Annotated in this window: 16 protein-coding genes; 8 read left to right on the top strand and 8 right to left on the bottom strand. The window is 72.4% G+C overall.

Annotated elements, in window-relative coordinates:
* Nucleotides 1–122: 122 nt before the first annotated feature.
* From AKI01S_RS37140 to tig, 3 genes are all read right to left on the bottom strand, one after another.
* A complete protein-coding gene (locus AKI01S_RS37140) occupies nucleotides 123–821 on the bottom strand; it encodes an ATP-dependent Clp protease proteolytic subunit (protein ID WP_084000626.1) in 699 nt (232 codons plus the stop codon).
* A gap of 33 nt (nucleotides 822–854) precedes the next feature.
* The gene (locus AKI01S_RS37135; RefSeq protein ID WP_067828953.1) at nucleotides 855–1487 is read right to left on the bottom strand and encodes a ClpP family protease; all 633 of its coding nucleotides are present in this window, start codon (nucleotides 1485–1487) and stop codon (nucleotides 855–857) included.
* A 234-nt stretch (nucleotides 1488–1721) separates the two neighbouring features.
* The gene (gene tig / locus AKI01S_RS37130) at nucleotides 1722–3242 is read right to left on the bottom strand and encodes a trigger factor (RefSeq protein ID WP_067828923.1); all 1521 of its coding nucleotides are present in this window, start codon (nucleotides 3240–3242) and stop codon (nucleotides 1722–1724) included.
* 299 nt (nucleotides 3243–3541) lie between these two features.
* Between tig and AKI01S_RS37125 the strand changes: the two genes are divergently transcribed.
* On the top strand, nucleotides 3542–4630 hold the full coding sequence (locus tag AKI01S_RS37125; RefSeq protein ID WP_174567449.1) for a DMT family transporter: 1089 nt from the start codon (nucleotides 3542–3544) through the stop codon (nucleotides 4628–4630).
* 81 nt (nucleotides 4631–4711) lie between these two features.
* Here the strand turns inward: AKI01S_RS37125 and AKI01S_RS37120 are convergent, their stop codons facing one another.
* Nucleotides 4712–7186: a Tex family protein gene (locus AKI01S_RS37120; RefSeq protein ID WP_067828921.1), complete on the bottom strand. Its 2475-nt coding sequence runs from the start codon at nucleotides 7184–7186 to the stop codon at nucleotides 4712–4714.
* 135 nt (nucleotides 7187–7321) lie between these two features.
* Here AKI01S_RS37120 and AKI01S_RS37115 point away from each other — a divergent pair, with 135 nt between their 5' ends.
* Entirely contained in the window at nucleotides 7322–8632 is a 1311-nt protein-coding gene (locus AKI01S_RS37115) for a sensor histidine kinase (RefSeq protein ID WP_245681932.1), read from the top strand.
* Nucleotides 8605–9249, top strand: coding sequence for a LuxR C-terminal-related transcriptional regulator (locus AKI01S_RS37110; RefSeq protein WP_067828918.1), 645 nt, complete (start codon nucleotides 8605–8607; stop codon nucleotides 9247–9249). Before AKI01S_RS37115 ends, AKI01S_RS37110 begins: the two co-directional genes overlap by 28 nt.
* 42 nt (nucleotides 9250–9291) lie before the next feature.
* Here the strand turns inward: AKI01S_RS37110 and AKI01S_RS37105 are convergent, their stop codons facing one another.
* Nucleotides 9292–9705, bottom strand: coding sequence for a cupin domain-containing protein (locus AKI01S_RS37105; protein ID WP_067828916.1), 414 nt, complete (start codon nucleotides 9703–9705; stop codon nucleotides 9292–9294).
* A 61-nt stretch (nucleotides 9706–9766) separates the two neighbouring features.
* Between AKI01S_RS37105 and AKI01S_RS37100 the strand changes: the two genes are divergently transcribed.
* From AKI01S_RS37100 to AKI01S_RS37090, 3 genes are all read left to right on the top strand, one after another.
* Nucleotides 9767–10237, top strand: a complete 471-nt coding sequence (locus tag AKI01S_RS37100; RefSeq protein ID WP_067828914.1) for a MarR family winged helix-turn-helix transcriptional regulator — start codon at nucleotides 9767–9769, stop codon at nucleotides 10235–10237.
* On the top strand, nucleotides 10234–10620 hold the full coding sequence (locus AKI01S_RS37095; protein ID WP_067828912.1) for a tautomerase family protein: 387 nt from the start codon (nucleotides 10234–10236) through the stop codon (nucleotides 10618–10620). Before AKI01S_RS37100 ends, AKI01S_RS37095 begins: the two co-directional genes overlap by 4 nt.
* A 189-nt stretch (nucleotides 10621–10809) precedes the next feature.
* Complete coding sequence (locus AKI01S_RS37090) at nucleotides 10810–12636, top strand: glycoside hydrolase family 18 chitinase (RefSeq protein ID WP_067828910.1); 1827 nt, start codon at nucleotides 10810–10812, stop codon at nucleotides 12634–12636.
* An 82-nt stretch (nucleotides 12637–12718) separates the two neighbouring features.
* Here the strand turns inward: AKI01S_RS37090 and AKI01S_RS37085 are convergent, their stop codons facing one another.
* From AKI01S_RS37085 to AKI01S_RS37075, 3 genes are read right to left on the bottom strand one after another with little or no spacing between them, the layout of a single operon-like run.
* On the bottom strand, nucleotides 12719–13717 hold the full coding sequence (locus tag AKI01S_RS37085; protein ID WP_218009962.1) for a nucleotidyl transferase AbiEii/AbiGii toxin family protein: 999 nt from the start codon (nucleotides 13715–13717) through the stop codon (nucleotides 12719–12721).
* Nucleotides 13714–15315: a nucleotidyl transferase AbiEii/AbiGii toxin family protein gene (locus AKI01S_RS37080; RefSeq protein WP_067828904.1), complete on the bottom strand. Its 1602-nt coding sequence runs from the start codon at nucleotides 15313–15315 to the stop codon at nucleotides 13714–13716. Before AKI01S_RS37080 ends, AKI01S_RS37085 begins: the two co-directional genes overlap by 4 nt.
* Nucleotides 15316–15361: 46 nt before the next feature.
* The gene (locus AKI01S_RS37075; protein ID WP_218009961.1) at nucleotides 15362–15976 is read right to left on the bottom strand and encodes a GntR family transcriptional regulator; all 615 of its coding nucleotides are present in this window, start codon (nucleotides 15974–15976) and stop codon (nucleotides 15362–15364) included.
* Between the two features lie 182 nt (nucleotides 15977–16158).
* Here AKI01S_RS37075 and AKI01S_RS37070 point away from each other — a divergent pair, with 182 nt between their 5' ends.
* Both AKI01S_RS37070 and AKI01S_RS37065 read left to right on the top strand, forming a co-directional pair.
* Nucleotides 16159–17817, top strand: coding sequence for an L-lactate permease (locus AKI01S_RS37070; protein ID WP_245681931.1), 1659 nt, complete (start codon nucleotides 16159–16161; stop codon nucleotides 17815–17817).
* Nucleotides 17814–18027: glycerate kinase (locus AKI01S_RS37065; protein ID WP_174567448.1), on the top strand; the 214-nt coding region annotated here is incomplete at its 3' end. The genes AKI01S_RS37070 and AKI01S_RS37065, both read left to right, overlap by 4 nt.

Here is an 18027-nt window from a genome sequence, read left to right as displayed (position 1 = left end):
GGAGAAAACGTGTCGGACTCGACGTTACCGCCTCCGAGGGAGTTGGTAAGCCCCTCGCCCGGAAGTGTGGCGGCCGGGCGGGGGGGCTTCCGCGTCTGGATGCGTCAACCGAGGCCGTCGCCTCAGGACGACACTACCTCGGCTTGACGCTTCCTGCTCACGAAGACGTCGTCGATGAGGCCGTACGCCTTGGCCTCGTCCGCCGTCAGGATCTTGTCACGCTCGATGTCGCGGCGCACTTCCTCGACGGCCTTGCCGCTGTGCTTGGCCAGGATGTCCTCCAGGAGCTCGCGGATCCGCATGATCTCGCGGGCCTGGATCTCGATGTCGGAGGACTGGCCGTAGCTGCCCTCGGTCGCGGGCTGGTGGATCAGGATCCGCGAGTTGGGCAGGGCGGCGCGCTTGCCCGGCGTCCCGGCCGCCAGCAGCACGGCGGCGGCCGAGGCGGCCTGGCCGATGCAGACGGTCTGGACGTCGGGCTTGACGAACTGCATCGTGTCGTAGATCGCCGTCATGGCGGTGAACGAACCGCCGGGCGAGTTGATGTAGATGCTGATGTCGCGGTCGGGGTCGATCGACTCCAACGTGATGAGCTGGGCCATCACGTCGTTGGCCGACGCGTCGTCGATCTGCACGCCGAGGAAGATGATCCGCTCTTCGAAGAGCTTGTTGTACGGGTTCATCTCCTTGACGCCGTACGTGGTGCGCTCGACGAAGGAGGGGATGATGTAACGGTTGTCCACCGGCGCCGGGCCCGGGCCGAAGCCGGTGCCGAGTCCGGGGACGCCCGCCTGGATCTGGGGCCGGATCAGGTCGCTCACTTGCTGTGCCTCCGAATGATGAGTCTCAGGTCGTCAGGAGACGGGGCCCTCGGAGGGCACCTGGTTGGCGCTCTCCACCACGTGGTCGACGAAGCCGTAGTCCTTGGCCTCGGCGGCGGTGAACCAGCGGTCCCGGTCGGAGTCCCTCTCGATCTGGTCGACCGTCTGGCCGGTGTGGAAGGCGATCCGCTCGGCGAGCGTCTTCTTCACGTACAGCATCTGCTCGGCCTGGATCTTGATGTCGGAGGCCGTGCCGCCGATGCCGCCGGACGGCTGGTGCATCATGATCCGGGCGTGCGGCAGGGCGTACCGCTTGCCCTCGGTGCCCGCGCACAGCAGGAACTGGCCCATCGAGGCGGCCAGGCCCATGCCGACCGTCACGATGTCGTTGGGCACGTACTGCATGACGTCGTAGATCGCCATGCCGGCGGTGACCGAGCCACCGGGCGAGTTGATGTAGAGCGTGATGTCGCGTCGGCCGTCCTCGGCGGACAGCAACAGCAGCTCGGCGCAGATGCGGTTGGCGATGTCGTCGTCGACCTGCTGGCCGAGGACGACGATCCGCTGCCGCAGCAGTCGCTGGAAGAGCTGCTCGGCCACGGGCAGCAGGGGCGCCTCGGCGACCCGCGCGTGGACCTGCGACGACTCGCTGAAAGTCGGAGGCATGCTCACCGGGTGTTCCTCCGGTCCTTTAATCGGTACGGATGATTGGACATTAACGCGCTGGGCCGCCCGCTTAAGCCCGCGGGGGCGGCTTTTCGCTGGGGGCGTATCCGAGCATCAAGATTCCGGAAACGGGAACACCCCGTACCGGGTCCCGGTACGGGGTGTTCTTTACGCACGCGTGGCATCGACCACCACGAACGTCACCTGTTTTGTCCCGCATGCACGGGAACCGGCTCAGGCGTCCTTCTTGTCGCCGGTGCCCTCGGCCTTGTCCTCGGCGTCGGCGGCGGCCTCGGCCTGCGCGTTGGCCTCCTGGGCGGCCTTCGCGTCGGACTCGTCCGCGTCGGCGGCGTCGGCGGCCGCGTCGGCGATCTCCTGCGCCTCCTCGACGGCGTCCTCGGCGGCGGCCTCGACGGTCTCGCCCGTCTCACCGTTCAGCTCGCGGCGGACGGCCTCGGCGTCGATCTCGTTGCCGGCCTCGTCCTTGATCGTGACGTGCTCGACGATCAGGTTGAGGGCCTTGTTCCGCAGCACCTCCGACACGATGGCCGGGAGCTGGTTGTTCTCGGTGAGGTACTGGGCGAGCTGCTGCGGGGCGACGCCCATCTGCATGGCCTGGGTGACCACGTACTCGCTGAGCTCCTCGTTCTCGACGCCCAGCTCCTCCTGGACGGCGAGCTGGTCGAGGACGAAGCCGCCCTTGACGGCGAGGCGGGCGGCGTCGGCGACCTCCTGCTCGAAGGTCTCCTCGTCCTTCTCCTCGTCGGCGAGGTACTGCTCCTTGGTCATCCCGGCCATCGCCAGCTGCTGCTCCAGCTGCTGGTTGCGGCGGGAGATCTCCTCCTCGACGACCTTCTCCGGCAGGGGGATGTCGACCTTCTCCAGGAGGGCCTCCAGGGCCTTGTCCCGGGCGTCCGACAGCTGCTGGAGCCTGACCTGGCGACCCAGCCGCGTGCGGACGTCCTCGCGCAGCTCGTCGATGGTGTCGAACTCCGAGGCCATCTGGGCGAACTCGTCGTCGGCCGCGGGCAGGTCCTTGACCTTGACGGACTGGACGGTGACGGTGACCTCGGCGTCCTCGCCCGCGTGCTCGCCGCCGGCCAGCTTGCTGGTGAAGGTCTTGCTCTCGCCGGCCTTCATGCCGACCAGGGCGTCGTCCAGGCCCTCGATGGAGGACTTGGAGCCGACCTCGTAGGAGTAGCCGGTGGTGGTCGCGTCCGCGATCTCCTCACCGTCGATCCTGGCGGCCAGGTCGACGGTGGCGAAGTCGCCGTCCTGGGCCTCGCGCTCGACGGTGGTCAGCGAGGCGAAGCGCTCGCGCAGGTTGCCCAGGGTCTCCTCGACCTGCTCGTCGGTGACCTCGGCGGTGTCCACGACGACCTCCAGGCCGTCGTACTCGGGCACCTCGAACTTGGGCCGGATGTCCACCTCGGCGGTGAACGCGAACTTGTCACCGTCCTGCAGCTCGGTGACCTCGACCTCGGGCTGGCCGAGCACGAAGATCTCGGTCTCCTCGACGGCGCGGCCGTAGAGCTCGGGCAGGGCGTCGTTGACGGCCTCCTGGAGCACCGCACCCCGGCCGACGTACTTGTCGATCAGCGGCGCGGGCACCTTGCCGGGACGGAAGCCCTTGATCCGCACCTGCTGCGAGATCTCCTTGTACGCCTTGTCGAGGTTCGGCTTGAGCTCGTCGAACGGAACCTCGACGGTGAGCTTGACCCGGGTCGGGGTCAGCTCCTCGACATCGGTCTTCACTGGGGTAGGTCTCCTTGATCAGGCGCTGTCTCGGCCGCGGCGTTCGACGCGTATCTCAGCCAGCCGGTCCTCAGGCTCGTAGGTGGCGCGGGCACGCCGAACAACCGGCTCCGCGCCTCTGCGCGCCAAGTCTATGGGGTCCGAGCGGTCGCTGCGGACACCGGAACACGAGAATACGGCCCGATCGCGGCGGTCGGGCCGTTACGGGCCGTCCGGACGCGTCACAGGGGAGTCACGAGAACGCCGGAAACGGCCGGGGGTGTGACATGACGCACGCGTTACATCCATACTCTTCCGGGATGAACGGGATAGTCGCCGCTTTCGGTGCTACCGCGCTGTACTACCTCGGGTTCGCCGTGTTCAAGCTGGCGGCGGACCGGATGGAGCCGCTGCGCGGCAACCGCATCCTGCACATGACATGGACGATCCTGACCAGCTGGGTGTTCCTGGTGGCCCTGGCGCTGGTGCTGGGCGGGCTCAGCCTCCAGATCCTGGCGCTGCGGGAGCTGTCCCTGGGCGTCGCGGTACCGATCTTCATGTCGGGCGTGGTGCCGCTGCTGCTGATCGCCATGGTGTTCTTCGGTGACCGGCTCACCCCGCGCGAGTGGCTCAGCCTGGTGCTGATCGGCGCGGCGATCCTGCTGCTGGTGGCCTCCACCGGCAACCCGCCGTCGGCGCGGGCGGCGGACGCGCCGACGTGGAAGCTGGCGGTGGTGGTGCTGCCGGCCGTGCTCGTGCCGCTGCTGATCATGGTGTTCGGGGACCACCGGCCCGACGGGCGGCACGCCCGGCCGGTCACCGGGATCGCCTACGGGCTGGCCTCCGGTTTCCCGGTGGGCACGGCCGAGCTGGCGATCAAGGGGTGGAGCGGCTCGTCGGCGGACGGGACGGGCATCGCGGCCACGCCGTACCCGTACGTGACGGTGCTCGCGGCGGCGCTCGGCTTCGGGATCATGGTGGCGGCGTTCCAGCGCTGCCGGGTGACGATCGTGGCCACGGTGATGACGGTCAGCGCCAAGACGTACCTGCTGCTGATGGGGACGTTCCTGTACGGCGAGCCGTGGCCGTCGGACCTGGAGCACGGGGCGCTGCGGGCGGGCGCGCTAGCGCTGGCCGCGGTGGCGGTGCTCCAGTTCCCCCGGCACCGTCCGGTGAAGGCCCCCGCGACGCCGCCGGTGGAGGAGGTCCCGCCCGCGCAGGACCCGTTCGGCGTGCCGCGCGCGGGCGCCCCCGGCGTCTCCGGCGCCCCGCCCGCCCCGTACGGGCCGGTGTCGGCGCCGACGCCGTTCGACGTTCCGCCGCTGCCCCGGCCGCGTCCGCCGCAGCCCGGCCCGTGGCCGCCGGGCGAGGGTTCCCCTCCCGCGCATCCGCGCGACATCCGCGGCTGAGCGGACCCGTCGGGCGTCCCCCGACGTGACGCGGGCTCTCCCGAGGGGGAGGGCCCGCGTCCGGGTCCGTCGCGGGACGGGTCAGCGGCGGCGGTCCTGCTGGCGCGGCAGGCCCTTGTCCAGGCCCGCGCGACGCAGGGCGTCGGCCATGGCGCTGTTGCCCGCCGGGGCGTCGCCGCCCCGGCCCCGGTTGCCCTGGCCGCGGTTGTCCTGGCCCCGGTTCCCCTGACCGCGGTTGCCCTGGCCCCGCCGGCCCTGGCCGCGGCCGCCCTGTCCGCCGCCCTGGCCGCCGCCGCGCTGCTGGCGGTCGTCGCCGCCCTTGCGCTCGGGCTCGTCGTTCAGGCGCAGGGTCAGGGAGATGCGCTTGCGCGGCAGGTCCACGTCCAGGACCTTCACGCGCACGATGTCGCCGGGCTTGACGACGTCGCGCGGGTCGGACACGAACTTGTCCGACATCGCGGAGATGTGGACCAGGCCGTCCTGGTGGACGCCGACGTCCACGAACGCGCCGAACGCCGCCACGTTCGTGACCACGCCCTCCAGCAGCATCCCCGGCTCCAGGTCGGCGAGGGTGTCCACGCCGTCCTTGAACGCCGCCGTCCGGAACGCCGGGCGCGGGTCGCGGCCCGGCTTCTCCAGCTCGGCGAGGATGTCGGTGACGGTCGGCAGGCCGAAGGTGTCGTCGACGAACCGCTCGGGCCGCAGCGAGCGCAGCGCCGCGGAGTTGCCGATCAGGCCCTTGATGTCGGTCCCGGCGGCCTCCAGGATGCGGTGCACCACCGGGTAGGACTCGGGGTGGACGCTGGAGGCGTCGAGCGGGTCGTCGCCGCCGGGGATGCGCAGGAAGCCCGCGCACTGCTCGAACGCCTTCGGGCCGAGGCGCGGCACCTCCCGCAGCCCGGCGCGGGTCCGGAACGGGCCGTTGGCGTCGCGGTGCCCCACGATGTTCTCGGCCAGGCCCTCGCTGATGCCCGACACGCGGGTCAGCAGCGGGACCGAGGCGGTGTTGACGTCCACGCCGACGCCGTTCACGCAGTCCTCGACCACGGCGTCCAGCGAGCGCGACAGCTTCACCTCGGAGATGTCGTGCTGGTACTGGCCGACGCCGATGGACTTGGGGTCGATCTTGACGAGCTCGGCCAGCGGGTCCTGGAGGCGGCGGGCGATGGAGACCGCGCCGCGCAGCGACACGTCCAGGCCGGGCAGCTCACGGGCCGCGTAGGCGGAGGCGGAGTACACCGACGCGCCCGCCTCGCTGACCATGACCTTGGTGAGCTTCAGCTCCGGGTGGCGGGCGATCAGGTCGGCGGCGAGCTTGTCGGTCTCGCGGGAGGCGGTGCCGTTGCCGATCGCGACGAGCTCGACGCCGTGGGCCCCGGCCAGCCGGGCCAGGGTCGCGATGGACTCGTCCCAGCGGCGGCGCGGCTCGTGCGGGTAGATCGTGTCGGTGGCGACGACCTTGCCGGTGCCGTCCACGACCGCGACCTTCACGCCGGTGCGCAGGCCCGGGTCCAGACCCATGGTGGCGCGGGTCCCGGCGGGCGCGGCCAGCAGCAGGTCGCGCAGGTTGGCGGCGAACACCCGGACGGCCTCGTCCTCGGCTTCGGTGCGCAGCCGGGTGCGCAGGTCGATGCCCAGGTGGACGAGGATGCGGGTGCGCCAGGCCCAGCGGACGGCGTCGTTCAGCCACCGGTCGGCGGGCCGCCCCTGGTCGGTGATGCCGAAGCGGCGGGCGATCTCGGCCTCGTAGGCGCTGCGGGTGCCCGGCTCGGCGGCCTCGTCGTCCGGCTCCGGCGACAGGTCGAGGTCGAGGACCTCCTCCTTCTCGCCCCGGAACAGCGCCAGGATGCGGTGCGAGGGCAGCTTGGCGAACGGCTCGGCGAACTCGAAGTAGTCGGCGAACTTCGCGCCCGCCTCCTGCTTGCCCTCGCGGACCCGGGAGACCACGCGGCCGCGTTCCCACATCTGCTCGCGCAGCGCGCCGATCAGGTCGGCGTCCTCGGCGAACCGTTCCACCAGGATCGCACGGGCGCCCTCCAGCGCGGCGGTCTCGTCGGCCACGCCCCGGTCGGCGTCCACGTACCCGGCGGCGGCCTGCCGCGGGTCGTGCGACGGGTCGTTCAGCAGCAGGTCGGCGAGGGGTTCGAGGCCGGCCTCGCGGGCGATCTGCGCCTTGGTGCGCCGCTTGGGCTTGTAGGGCAGGTAGACGTCCTCCAGGCGGGCCTTGGAGTCGGCCGCCATGATCTGCCCGCGCAGCTCGTCGGTCAGCTTGCCCTGGGACTCGATCGACTCCAGGATCGCGCTCCGGCGCTCGTCCAGTTCCCGCAGGTAGCGCAGGCGCTCCTCCAGGTTGCGCAGCTGCGTGTCGTCGAGCGCGCCGGTGGCCTCCTTGCGGTAGCGGGCGATGAACGGGACGGTCGAGCCGCCGTCGAGCAGGTCCACCGCGACGCGGACCTGGCCCTCGCGGACGCCGAGCTCCTCGGCGATCCGCTGGGTGATCGGCGCGGGGCCGTCCGCGCCCTGGTCGCCGGCGGTGTGGTGGATGGTCGCTGTCACGAGTTCGATTCGCTTTCTCCCCTGGATGTCGCCCGTGCATTGTCCAGGATGCGGCGGCGCTTGTCGCGCCGTCCGGTCCGGATGGTGGTGCTGGCTCCCCTGTTCGGAACGTCCGGATCGACCACAATCGGGGATGTGAACGAACCGGTGGAGGCGGCCGTGGCGAACGGGCGGGGCGTGGGGAACGACGGCGGGACGGAGCTGGTCCGGCTCGGGATGCTGGCGGCGTTGCGGGGGTTGACGCAGGCGGTGCTGGCCCCGGCGGCGGGCATCCCTTTGCTGGTGCTGTCGGTCGTTTCGCTGGCGCTGATCCCGATAGGCGTCGGGGTGTTCCTGGCGCCGGTGACGCTGCTGGCGGTGCGGACGCTGGCGAACCAGCAGCGCGCGTGGGCCGCCGAGTGGTCGGGCGTGTCGGTGCCGCTCCCCTACCGTCCCGAGCCCGCCACGTCCAACCCGCTGCGGCGGCTGGGCTGGCTGCTGCGCGACCCCGCGACCTGGCGGGACCTGCTGTGGCTGCTGGTGAACGCCCCCGTCGGGCTGCTGCTGGGGCTGCTGCCCGCCATGCTGGTGGTGTACGGGGTGGAGGGCGTGCTGGTCGCGCCGTGGCTGGGCCAGGTCATCTTCTACGGGTGGGGACCGTTCTGGCCGCTGGACGACTGGGGCCTGGCCGGGATCGCCGGCTGCCTGGTGCTGGGACCGGTGATGGCGGTGGCGGGGCTGCGGTACGGGCCGGCGCTGGTCCGGGCGCACGCGCTGGTCAACCGTTCGCTGCTGGCCCCCACGCGCGGGGCGCTGGCCGAGCGGGTCCGCGAGCTGACCGAGACCCGGGCGCAGACCGTGGACGCCTCGGCCGCCGAGCTGCGCCGCATCGAGCGCGACCTGCACGACGGCGCGCAGGCCCGGCTCGTGGCGCTCAGCATGAACATCGGGCTGGCCGAGGAGCTCATGAAGCACGACCCGGAGACGGCCGCCATGCTGCTGGCCGAGGCGCGGTCGGCCAGCGGGCAGGCGCTCACCGAGCTGCGCGACCTGGTGCGCGGCATCCACCCGCCGGTGCTGGCCGAACGGGGCCTGGACGGGGCGGTGCGGGCGCTGGCGCTGTCGTTGCCGCTGCCGGTGGACGTGCGGATCGACGTTCCGGGGCGGGCGGAGGCCCCGGTGGAGACGGCGGCCTACTTCGCGGTCGCCGAGATGCTGGCCAACGTGGTCAAGCACAGCGACGCCCGGCGCGCCTGGATCCAGATCGAGCACGACCGGGGCCGCCTGCTGATGATCGTCGGGGATGACGGGACCGGCGGCGCGGACCCGGCGGCCGGGTCCGGGATGCGCGGTATCGAACGGCGGCTGGCCGCCTTCGATGGGACGATGGCGGTCACCAGCCCTCCGGGCGGACCCACCATCGTGACCATGGAGCTGCCGTGCGCGTTGTCATCGCCGAAGATCTAGCCCTGCTGCGGGACGGGTTGATCCGCCTGCTGGAGGCGTTCGGCTTCGAGGTGGTCGAGGCGGTGGACAACGGTCCGTCGCTGGTGCGCGCGCTGGTGAACCGGCGGCCGGACGTGGCGGTGGTGGACGTGCGGCTGCCGCCGACGTTCACCGACGAGGGGCTGCGGGCGGCGCTGGAGGCGCGCCGGGAGATCCCTGGGCTGCCGATCCTGGTGCTGTCGCAGCATGTCGAGCAGCTGTACGCGCGCGAGCTGCTGTCGGACTCCTCGGGCGGGATCGGCTACCTGCTGAAGGACCGGGTGTCGGACGTGAGCCAGTTCGTGGACGCGGTGCGGCGGGTGGCCGCCGGCGGGACGGCGCTGGACCCCGACGTGGTGGCGCAGCTGCTGACCCGGCGGGCGCGCGAGGAGCCGCTCCAGATGCTGACCCCCCGGGAGCGGGAGGTGCTGGGGCTGATGGCGGAGGGCCGTTCCAACGCCGCCATCGCCGCCCAGCTCTTCATCACCGAGAAGGCGATCAGCAAGCACACCAACAACATCTTCACGAAGCTGGGGCTGCCGCCCTCGGAGGACGACAACCGGCGGGTGCTGGCCGTCCTGGCCTACCTGGGGGCCTGACGGGCGGCGGCGCGGGCCCGCGCGCCGCCGCCGGGCGGCTCATCAGAGGAACCAGGGCGGGGTGAGGCGTTCGCCCTCCTTGGGGGCCAGGTCGCAGGCGTCGGCGAGCGTGGAGCGGTCGACGACCGCGACCGTGGTCCCGGCGGGGCCCGCGACGACGGCGGTCAGCCCGCCGGGGCCCGCGAAGAACCGGCGCGGGCGGCCGGCGCGCAGCACGACGGTGTCGCCCTCGGCGATCGGCCGGCGGTCGCCGTCCACCTCGACGTCGCCGCCGCCGGCCACGACGGTCCAGATCTGCTCGGCGTCGGCGACGTGGAGCGGGCCCTCGGCGTCGGGGTGCAGGGCCGAGCGGCACAGCACGATGCCGGTGCCGCCCTGGGCGGGTGAGGCGAAGGTGGTCATGACGCCGTTCGGGGTCTCGGTGCGGCGGGCGTCGGCATGGTGGATGACGGGCATGGGCGGTCCTCGCTAAGATTGGTCAACGTGGTTGTCCATATAGTCAACGAGGTTGTCTTTCATGTCAAGTGACGCCCCCGGATTCGAGCTGCCGCTGCGGCTGCTGCTGGCGTTCCGCACGATCATCGACGAGACGCACGCGCGGCTGGCCGAACAGGGGCATCCGGGGATGAGACCGCTGCACGGGTTCGCGTTCCAGGCGATCGGGTCCGGCACCACCGCCGTGGAGCTGGGACGGCGGCTCGGGGTGTCCAAGCAGGCCGCGGGCAAGCTCGTGGAGACCCTGGAGCGGCTCGGCTACGTCGAGCGCGCCGCCGACCCGGCCGACGCCCGCCGCAAGGTCGTCCGGCTCACCGGGCACGGGGTGGACGCGCTGGCCCGGTCCGCGCGGATCTTCGACGAGATCCGGGACCGCTGGGCGGAGGAGCTGGGCGCGGAACGGCTGCGCGCCCTGGAGTCCACCCTCCGCGAGGTCACCCCCGAGAACCCCTGGCGGCTGGACCTCCCGGGATGGTTCGGTGGCTCCTCATGACACAGATCAAGATCTATGGACGGCGCGACGCGTGGGACGGGCGGCAGCGGGAGGTGTCGGACCTGCTGCACGCCTGCCTCCAGGAGGCGTGGCGGCTGCCCGAGGACAAGCGGTTCCACCGGTTCCTGCTGCTGGACGAGCGGGACTGGATCTGCCCGCGGCGCGGTGAGCGGTACCTGATCGTCGAGGTGCTGTGCTTCACCGGGCGGAGCGAGGACGCCAAGCGGGCGCTGGTCGGGGAGGTCTACCGGCGGCTGTGCCCGGCGCTCGGCCTGGACGTCGACGATCTGGAGCTGACGATCGTGGAGATGCCGCCGGTCAACTGGGGCATCCGGGGCGTCCCGGCCGACGAGCTGACGCTGCCCTACCCCGTGGAGCTGTGAATTTTCCCTGGCCCGGGCCGTACCGGTCCAGGCCAGGGAACGGACCAGTTCCGCGCGCCGCATCCGCCGCCCCGAGACCCTTGATGCGCCGTGCCCGCCCGGTTACGATCGCCGCAATTCTTAGGAAACTTTCCTAAGAGTTGGGCCGAGATTCCTGTTGGTTCGGGGGCGCGAACTGAACGGAGAGTCATGTCCGGATCGGGTGGACGGCGGGTCATAGCGCTCGCCGGAGCGGCGGCCATCGTGGCGGCCGGATCCCTGGTCACCGCCCCCGCCGCCGTGTCGGCGGGAACGGTGACCGCCAACTGTACGAAGACCTCGGACTGGGGCACCGGCTTCGAGGGCCGGTGCACCGTCAAGAACGGGACCACCGCGACGATCAACGGCTGGAAGGTCGAGTTCGACCTGCCGTCCGGGACGTCGGTCGGGTCCACCTGGGACGCCACCAAGGCCGCCTCGGGCAACCACTACACGTTCACCAACGTCGGCTGGAACGGCGCGGTCGCCGCGGGCGCGTCGGTGAGCTTCGGGTTCGGCGGCACCGGGCCCGGATGGATCACCGGCTGCAAGGTCAACGGCGGGTCCTGCGACGGCACCGGCGGGCCGGGCGACGACACCCAGGCCCCGGCCGCGCCGGGCAACCTGCGTTCCACCGGCAAGTCCGCCACCAGCGTCGACCTGGCCTGGAACGCCGCCACCGACAACGTCGGCGTCACCGGCTACGACGTCTACCAGGGCTCCACCAAGGTCGAGTCGGCCACCGGCACCAGCGCGACCGTCAGCGGCCTGAACCCCAAGACCGCCTACACGTTCACCGTCAAGGCGCGCGACGCCGCCGGGAACGTCTCGGCCGCCTCCAACGCCGTCTCCGTCACGACCGACGAGGGCCAGAACCCCGGCCCCGGCGGCAACAAGGTGATCGGCTACTTCGCCAACTGGGGCGTCTACGGCCGCAACTACCACGTCAAGAACATCGACACCAGCGGCTCGGCGGCCAAGCTCACCCACATCAACTACGCGTTCGGCAACGTCCAGGGCGGCAAGTGCACCGTCGGCGACGCGTTCGCCGACTACGAGAAGTCCTACGGCGCCGACCAGTCGGTGGACGGCGTCGGCGACACCTGGGACCAGCCGCTGCGCGGGTCGTTCAACCAGCTCCGCAAGCTGAAGAAGAAGCACCCGCACCTGAAGGTGATCTGGTCGTTCGGCGGGTGGACCTGGTCGGGCGGGTTCGGCGAGGCCGCCCGGAACCCGGCCGCGTTCGCCGAGTCCTGCCACAAGCTGGTCGAGGACCCGCGCTGGGCGGACGTGTTCGACGGCATCGACATCGACTGGGAGTACCCGAACGCCTGCGGCCTCACCTGCGACACCAGCGGCCCCGCGGCGTTCCGGAACCTGATGCAGGCGCTGCGCGCCAAGTTCGGCAACGACCTGGTCACCGCCGCGATCACCGCCGACGGCACCGACGGCGGAAAGATCGACGCGGCGGACTACGGGGGCGCGGCCCAGTACGTCGACTGGTACCTGCCGATGACCTACGACTTCTTCGGCGCCTGGGCCAAGAACGGCCCGACCGCCCCGCACTCCCCGCTGACCTCCTACAACGGCATCCCGACGCCGGGCTTCTACTCCGACAAGGCGATCCAGAAGCTGAAGTCCAAGGGCATCCCGGCCAACAAGCTGCTGCTCGGGATCGGCTTCTACGGCCGCGGCTGGACGGGCGTCACCCAGACCGAGCCGGGCGGCTCGGCGACCGGCCCCGCGCCGGGCACCTACGAGGCGGGCATCGAGGACTACAAGGTCCTCAAGACCCGCTGCCCGGCCACCGGGACCGTCGCCGGAACGGCCTACGCCAAGTGCGGCTCCGAGTGGTGGAGCTACGACACCCCCTCCACCATCGGCGGGAAGATGACCTACGCCAGGAACCAGGGTCTGGGCGGGTCGTTCTTCTGGGAGCTGAGCGGCGACACGACCGGCGGTGAGCTCATCACCGCCATGCGGAACGGCCTCGGCTGATCTTCAACCTCCCGGGTTCAGTCGAGATCGAACGACGGGCCCCCCGACCGCACGGACGCACGGTCGGGGGGCTCGTCCCCGTTCACGCGGGCAGGACCGGGGCCAGCGCGTCGGCCAGCTCGCGGACGTAGTCCTCCGCCTCGCCCCGCACGCCCGGATACTCCTTGCGGAACTCGTCCCAGTCCGCGTCGATCCCGAGGATGTCCCCTCTCGACAGCGGACGCTCGGCGCGATGGTCCCACCCCTCGGCCAGCGTGGCCGTCAGCAGGTCGTAGGAGGGACGGCAGTTGCGGGCCAGCAGCCAGGCGTCGTACAGGTCCTTGCCCTGCGGGTAGATGTCGGTCAGCAGCCACAGCAGCTTCCAGGCCAGCGACAGCTCCGGGGTGGCGGCGTCGAGCTGGATCGGCGGGCCGCCGTCGGCGCGCGGGATCTCGGTCAGCTCGGGTTCGGCCGGGAGCGGCTCGCCGAACACGAAGTCGAGCTGCACGGTGCCCGGCGGCAGACCCTCGGCCCGCCACGGCAGCACCAGCCGCCGCCCCGGCACCTTGTCATAGGTCCAGATGTCGCTGTGGACCGCACCGTCGGCGGACAGCCTCACCGGGTCGCCGGGGTCCCGGCCGGAGACCTCTTCGGCGGCGTCCGCCAGGCCTTCCATCATCCGCGTGGTCTCGTGACCGGCGGCGTCCCATCCCGTGGGGCACACGAAGTCCAGGTCGCCGGGCTCGCGCGCCAGGTCGCCGTACCAGGCGCGCAGCAGCACGCTGCCGCGCAGCACCAGATCATCGGCCCAGCGCGAACCCTCGACGGCCGCCAGCACGTGGTCGACCGCCCGGCGGCGCGCGGCGTACCAGCGCTCACCCTGCTCGCGGGAGGGAAAGCGCGGCTCGCCCGCGCGCATCGCCTTGCGGTGGGGGACCATCGCCGGATCGAACACCGGCGACTGCATCGCGCCGGGAACGGGCCGCAGCGTCGGCGGCAGCCCGAGCCTCCGGGCCTCCTCGTGGTCGGGCGGGTGGTGCGGCAGGTACTCGTCGGCCTCCCAGGGGCCCCATCTGTACTTGTTCCAGTCGGACGCCGTCACAGCTCTCCTTCCGGGAGCACCGGCGCGAGCGCGTTGGCCAGCTCGCGAACGTAGTCCTCCGCCTCGCCCCGCACGCCGGGGTACTCCTTGCGGAACTCCTGCCAGTCCGCCTCGATCCCGGCGACCCGCCCGAGCGTCAGCGCGCCGGGGCCCGGCGTCTCGGAGTGCCCGGTCACCTCGGCCAGCAGCCGGTAGGAGGGGCGGCAGTTGCGGGCCAGCAGCCAGGCGTCGTACAGGTCCTTGCCCTGCGGGTAGGCGTCGGTCAGCAGCCACAGCAGCTTCCAGGCCAGCGACAGCTCGGGGGTGGCGGCGTTCAGGACGGCGGGCCCGCCGCCGTCGGCGCGCGGGATCTCGGTCAGCTCGGGCTCGGCCGGGAGCGGCTCGTCGAACACGAAGTCGAGCTGCACGGTGCCCGGCGGCAGGCCCTCGGCGCGCCACGGCAGCACCAGCCGTTGTCCCGGCACCCGGTCGTAGGTCCAGATGCCGCTGACGACGGCCTCCCCGGCCGCGATCTCGACCGGGTCGCCGTGGGACAGCCGTCCGGCGTCCGAGGCGAGGCCGGTCAGCATCTCCTCGGGGTCGTCCATCGCGGACAGGACGACGAAGTCCAGGTCGCCGGGCTCGCGCGCCAGGTCGCCGTACCAGGCGCGCAGCAGCACGCTGCCGCGCAGCACCAGATCATCGGCCCAGCGCGAACCCTCGACGGCCGCCAGCACGTGGTCGACCGCCCGGCGGCGCGCGGCGTACCAGCGCTCGCCCTGCTCGCGGGAGGGGAAGCGCGGCTCGCCCGCGCGCATGGCCCTGGGATGCTGCTTCAGGGCCGGGTCGAACACCGGCGACTGCATCGCGCCGGGAACGGGCCGCAGCGTCGGCGGCAGGCCGAGCCATCCGGCCTCCTCGGGTTCGGGCGCGTGGTCGGGCAGGTACGGCCGCGCGGGCCACGGACCCGGCCGGTACTCGCCCCACCGGACGGCCGAGACCGTGCCGTCCTCGTCGATCCAGCCGTCGTCCAGGGCGGGGGCGTCGTCGAAGACGACGAACTCGCGCTCCACCGTGTCCACCTCGAGGCCGCCGTGCCGGCGCAGGGCGTTGAGCAGCGCCTTCATCCGCCGTCCGGCGGTCTGCATGCCGACCTCCCGGCAGCGCTGGGTGACGAAGCGCTCCTGGAGGCCGTCGGCGCGGACGCGGCGGGCGTTGCGGGACAGGTGCGCCGAGTGCCGGGCCGCGACCGCCGCGAGCGCGGCGGTGTCGGCGTCCCCGGGGAGCAGCAGCTTGATGTGGTGCTCGAAGTAGAACCCGGGGCCGAGCGCGTCGGCGTCGGTGACGGGGATCCCCTCGGTGCGCGGCGACGCCTCGATCTTCAGGCGGGTCACCGTGAAGCCCGCCGCGCGCAGGTCCGCCGCGGCCCGTTCGGCGTCGGCGCGCGCGTCGGCGAGCGTGCCCCCGGTGCGCAGCGTCAGCATCGGCTGCGACGGCGTGCGGCCACGGTCCAGCAGGATGTGGACGAACTTCAGCCCGCGCGCCTCCGCCCACCCGGCCAGATCGTCGGCGGGGCCGTCCACGGTCACGTGGGTCTCGAACTCTCCGGAGAAGCCCATGCCCGGATGATCCCAAAAGGGACCGACATCGGGCGCGCGGTTTTCCTCAGGACAGGTGGCCGACGAGCTCGTGGCGGGCGCGGTCGAGGTGGTGGTCGAGGGCGGCCTCGGCGCGGTCGGGGTCGCCGGCGGCGACGGCGGCGAGGATCGCGTCGTGCTCGTCGGCGATCTCGGCGGCGCGCAGCAGCCGGAACGCCTGCACCTGCGCCATGCACAACCGCATCTCGGCCATCAGCGCGCCGTGCGCGCGGCTCAGCCGGGGGCTGCCCAGCGCGTCCACCAGCGCCCGGTGGAACCGCACGTCCGGCTCCACGATCGCGGTCGTCCAGTCGGTCCCGGCCGCGCGGATCTCCTCCTGCGCGGCCAGCGCGTCCGGCGGGACCCGGCGGCGGCGCGCCAGCTCCCGCATGACCTGGCTCTCCAGCACCGCGCGGGTGAGGTAGAGGTCGGCGACGTCGGCCGCGTCGAACACCGGCACGCGGGCGGTCTTGTGCGTGCCGCGCGTCAGCAGGCCCTGGCTGACCAGGCGTTCGATGGCGGCGCGGGCGGTGGGCCGGGCGACCTCGTAGCGTCCGGCGACCTCGCTCTCGGGCAGCGAGGTGCCGCCCGGCAGCCGGCCGTCCAGGATGCTCTCGCGCAGCTCGTGCACCAACGCGTCCACCAGCGACAACGCTCGCGGCCGACCAGCCATCGCCCCTGCCCCCTCACGGTCCGCCCGCACGGGCCGGCGAGAAGTATCCCATGCGGCCCCTTGACGCGCCGCGGATTGTCTGACAAGTATACGAACCCTGTTCTAGTGATCTGGGACACCTCCGCAGGCTCCCTCCCCACCCCCAGGAGGTCGTGTTGTACCGCCAAGTGCTGGATCCGCTCGGCGGGTCCCTGGCGTGGTCCGCGTTGTGCGCGGCGATCCCGCTGCTGACCCTGTTCGTGCTGCTCGGCGTGTTCCGCGTGCGGGCGCACCTGGCCGCCGCCGCGTCGCTGGCGCTGGCGGTCGTGCTGGCCGTCGCGGTGTGGGGCATGCCGGTGGGGCAGGCCCTGTCCGGCGCGGCCGAGGGCGGCTTCTACGGGCTGTTCCCGATCCTGTGGATCCTGGTGAACGCGCTGTGGATCTACCGGCTGACCGAGATCACCGGCTGGTTCGGGGTGCTGCGCCGGTCGATCCGGACCGTCTCCCCCGACCAGCGCGTGCAGGCGATCCTGATCGCGTTCTGCTTCGGCGCGCTGATCGAGGCGCTGGCCGGGTTCGGCACGCCGGTCGCCATCACCGCGGTGATGCTGGTGGCCGTCGGGATCGCGCCGGTGAAGGCCGCGACGGTCGCGCTGGTCGCCAACACCGCGCCGGTCGCGTTCGGGAGCATGGGCGTGCCGCTGACGACGCTGGCCGGGGTGACCGGGCTGCCGCTGGACGACCTGGGCGCGATGGCCGGACGGCAGACCCCGGTGATCGCGCTGTTCATCCCGCTGGTGCTGGTGCTGCTGGTGGACGGCCGGCGGGGCGTGCGGCAGACCTGGCCCGCCGCGCTGGTCGCCGGGGTCGCGTTCGCGATCGGGCAGTTCCTCGCCGCCAACTACGTCAGCGTCGAGGTCACCGACATCATCGCCGGGATCGTGGCGGTGGTGGCGCTGCTGGGGTTCCTGCGCGTGTGGCGGCCCGCCGAGGTGCGGCAGGGCGTCGCGGCGCCCGCGGTGGCGGGCGGCTCGTCCGACGCCGTCGACGCCGGGCGCGAGGCGGAGATGCGGCGGCGCGAGACCGGCGAGGGCAGCGCGCTGATGGCGTTCGCGCCGTACCTGGTCATCGTGGTGCTGTTCGCGATCACCCAGCTCGGGCCGGTCAAGGAGTGGCTGGGCGCGCACGGGGTCCACCAGTTCGCCTGGCCGGGGCTGGACGTGCGGACGCCGGGCGGCCAGCCCGCGTCGGCGATGACGTTCAAGCTGGAGCACCTCAAGGCCGCCGGAACGATCCTGCTGGTCGCGGGCCTGATCACGATGGCGCTGTACCGGGTGTCGCCCGGACGCGCGGTCCGGGCCTACGGCGCGACGCTGCACCAGCTCCGGTGGACGATCGTGACGGTGACGTGCGTGCTGGCGCTGGCGTGGGTGATGAACCTGTCGGGGCAGACCACCACGCTCGGCACGGCGCTGGCGCACACCGGCGAGGCGTTCGCGCTGCTGTCGCCGGTGGTCGGCTGGCTCGGCGTCGCGGTGACCGGCTCGGACACCTCGGCGAACTCGCTGTTCGGCGTGCTCCAGGTGACGGCCGCGCGGGAGACCGGCCTGGACCCGGTGCTGCTGGCCTCGGCCAACTCCACCGGCGGCGTCCTCGGCAAGATGATCTCGCCGCAGAACCTCGCGGTGGCCGCCGCCGCGATCGGGATGGCCGGGAGCGAGAGCACGATCTTCCGCCGGGTCATCGGCTGGAGCCTCGGGCTGACCGCGGTGTTCGCGGTGTTCGTCTACCTTCAGTCGACCCCGGTACTGGGATGGATGGTCGTGGGATGACCCTCGGCAGACCCCTGCGCGTGCTGTGCGCGCCGGACAAGCTGCGCGGCGCGCTGGACGGCGCGCGGGCCGCCGCCGCGCTCGCCGCCGGGGTGCGGGCGGCGGGCGGCACCGCCGTCGAACATCCCCTCGCCGACGGCGGCGAGGGCTCGCGGGAGGTCGTGCAGGCCGCCCGGGGCGGGCGCGTGGTGCCGGTGGAGAGCGTGGACG

Origin of the sequence: Actinomadura kijaniata NBRC 14229, assembly GCF_001552175.1 — a bacterium.
Lineage (GTDB): Bacteria > Actinomycetota > Actinomycetes > Streptosporangiales > Streptosporangiaceae > Spirillospora > Spirillospora kijaniata.
Note: the sequence above shows the minus strand (reverse complement) of the source record. Positions and strands in the feature narration are given on the sequence as shown.

Coding starts and splice junctions, on each gene's coding strand:
- AKI01S_RS37135 (WP_067828953.1), bottom strand. CDS start 1,487: ATGCCTCCGACTTTCAGCGAGTCGTCGCAGGTCCACGCGCGGGTCGCC.
- AKI01S_RS37125 (WP_174567449.1), top strand. CDS start 3,542: ATGAACGGGATAGTCGCCGCTTTCGGTGCTACCGCGCTGTACTACCTC.
- AKI01S_RS37105 (WP_067828916.1), bottom strand. CDS start 9,705: ATGCCCGTCATCCACCATGCCGACGCCCGCCGCACCGAGACCCCGAAC.
- AKI01S_RS37100 (WP_067828914.1), top strand. CDS start 9,767: ATGTCAAGTGACGCCCCCGGATTCGAGCTGCCGCTGCGGCTGCTGCTG.
- AKI01S_RS37095 (WP_067828912.1), top strand. CDS start 10,234: ATGACACAGATCAAGATCTATGGACGGCGCGACGCGTGGGACGGGCGG.
- AKI01S_RS37090 (WP_067828910.1), top strand. CDS start 10,810: ATGTCCGGATCGGGTGGACGGCGGGTCATAGCGCTCGCCGGAGCGGCG.
- AKI01S_RS37080 (WP_067828904.1), bottom strand. CDS start 15,315: ATGGGCTTCTCCGGAGAGTTCGAGACCCACGTGACCGTGGACGGCCCC.